Annotated in this window: 1 protein-coding gene and 1 pseudogene; both read right to left on the reverse strand. The window is 66.2% G+C overall.

The annotated features are described in order from the left end of the window. Nucleotides 1–1,297: branched-chain amino acid ABC transporter permease (locus tag AC1DOC_RS32765; RefSeq protein ID WP_478131452.1), on the reverse strand; the 1,297-nt coding region annotated here is incomplete at its 3' end. A 24-nt stretch (nucleotides 1,298–1,321) separates the two neighbouring features. After that, a pseudogene (locus tag AC1DOC_RS32770) lies at nucleotides 1,322–2,346 on the reverse strand (ABC transporter substrate-binding protein). Nucleotides 2,347–2,396 lie beyond the last annotated feature (50 nt).

The following is a 2,396-nucleotide window of genomic DNA, read 5'->3' on the forward strand; positions in this document are numbered from 1 at the left end:
GCGTGAGCATCGCCAGGTACACGCCCGAAAGCCGCACCGCGAACCAGCCGTAGACGAACGCGCCGATGGCGGCCACCAGCGGCGCGACGACGAGCGCAAGCTCCATCGGCATGCCGCTTGCGCGCACCAGCAAGGCGGCGCCATAGGCACCGAGCCCGAAGTAGGCCGCATGGCCGAACGAATGCATGCCGGCCGGCCCCATGATGAAGTGCAGGCTGGCCGCGAACAGCGCCGCGATCAGCAGGTCGATCATCAGCACCGTGGTGTAGGGCGAATCGGCGGTGAGCAGCGGCATCGCCATGAGCGCCACGCCAAGCGCGGCAACGAGCCACAGGTAGCCCTTGCTCGCGCGCCGCAGCGGTTCCTCCTGCATGCCCACGTAGCGGCTGGGCGCCTGCGGGCGGCCGAGCAGGCCCCAGGGGCGCCACACCAGCACGATGGCCATCACGATGAAATCGACCACCAGCGTGAGCTTGGAGAACGACACGCTGTAGCCGAAGATCTCGACCACGCCAAGCCAGATGCACACCGCCTTGATCTCGGACAGCAGCAGCGCCGCCACGTACGCGCCGGGAATCGAGCCCATGCCGCCCACCACCACCACCACGAAGGCCGCGCCAATGGTGTTGAGGTCCATGGCCAGCGTGGCCGGCTCGCGCGGCAGCTGCAGCGCACCGCCCAATGCCGCGAGCGTGGCGCCCAGTGCAAACACCGCCGTGAACAGCCAGGCCTGGTTCACGCCCAGCGCGCTGACCATCTCGCGGTCCTGCGTGGCGGCGCGCACCAGCGTGCCCCAGCGCGTGCGCGTGAGCAGCAGCCACATGAGGCCGAGCACCACCGGACCGACCACGATCAGGAACAGGTCGTAGGTCGGAAACTGCCGGCCCAGGATGTCGACCGAGCCCGACAGGCCCGGCGCGCGCGGGCCGAGCAATTCGTCCGGCCCCCAGAAATAAAGCACCGCATCCTTGATGACGAGCACCAGCGCAAAAGTGGCCAGCAGCTGGAACAGCTCGGGCGACTTGTAGATGCGGCGCAGCAGCACCATCTCGATCAGCGCGCCGATCACGCCCACCGCCAGCGCGGCAATCAGCACGGCCGGCCAGAAGCCGAGCGTGCCGAGCTTGTCGACCAGTGTGTAGGCAAGGTAGATGCCCACCATGAAGAAGGAGCCATGCGCAAAGTTGACGATGCGCGTGACGCCGAAGATCAACGAAAGGCCGGCCCCCACGAGGAACAGCGACGAAGCCGACGACAGCCCGGTGAGGAACTGAAGCAGCAGGGACGAGAGGCTCATGGGTGCAAGCGTTCCGGAAAAAGGTCAGTCGGCAGCGCGGGACTTCTTCACGTCGGCGGCGCTCGGCTGGAACTTGGCGCCGTCGAAATACGTGTAGTCGACCATCACGCCCTTGCCGTTCTCGTTCTTCGTCTTGCCGACGAAGGCGCCCATCGTGGATTGATGGTCTTCGGCGCGGTAGCTGATCTTGCCGAACGGGGTGTCGACCTGCAGGCCCTTGAAGGCGGCGACGAGCTTCGGCGTCTCGGTGCTCTTGGCCTTGTCGATGCCGGCCGCCACCGACTTGATCATGCTGTAGCCCACCACCGAACCCAGGCGCGGGTAGTCCTTGTACTTGGCGTGGTAGGCGAGAAAGAAGCGAACAGCACGTTGAAGACCGCATCGGGCTTGGCATCGGCCAGCGCCTGCACCACGGCACCCGCATCGACCTTGCCGAGCGGCGGCGCCTGCTCGGCGACGAACTCGACATCCGGCTGCGCGGCCTTCAGGAGCGTCTTGAACGCGGCCACGGCCGACTGGCCGTATTCGTAGTTGGGGTAGACGACGGCCCAGCGCTTCTTCTTGAGCTTGGCCGCCTCGGGCACCAGCATCGCGGCCTGCATGTAGGTGCCGGGGCGCAGGCGGAAGGTGTATTCGTTGCCGCCCTGCCAGGTCATCTTGTCGGTCAGCGGCTCGCCGGCCAGGAAGAAGATTTTTTTCTGCTTGGCGAAGTCGGCCACGGCCAGGCCGGTGTTCGAGAGGAAGGTGCCGGTGAGCACGTCGATCTTCTCGCGCGCCACCAGTTCCTCGGCCACGCGCACGGCATCGCCGGGGTTGGCGTTGTCGTCGCGCGTGATGAGCTCGACCTTGCGGCCGTTGACGCCGCCCTTGGCGTTGATCTCTTCCACGGCCAGCTCCATGCCCTTCTTGTAGGGCTCGAGGAAGGCGGGCTGCGCCTTGTAGCTGTTGACCTCGCCGATCTTGATCACGCCCTGGGCATGGGCAGGAACGAGGGCGGTGGCCAGCGTGGCAACGGCCGCGGCGCTGAAGACGTGACGCAATGGGTTCATGGGGAAACTCCTTGGAATCGAAAGAGGAAAAAACAATGGGGATGGAGGGG

The sequence above is a fragment of the Variovorax sp. 01T439_2 genome (assembly GCF_056398445.1).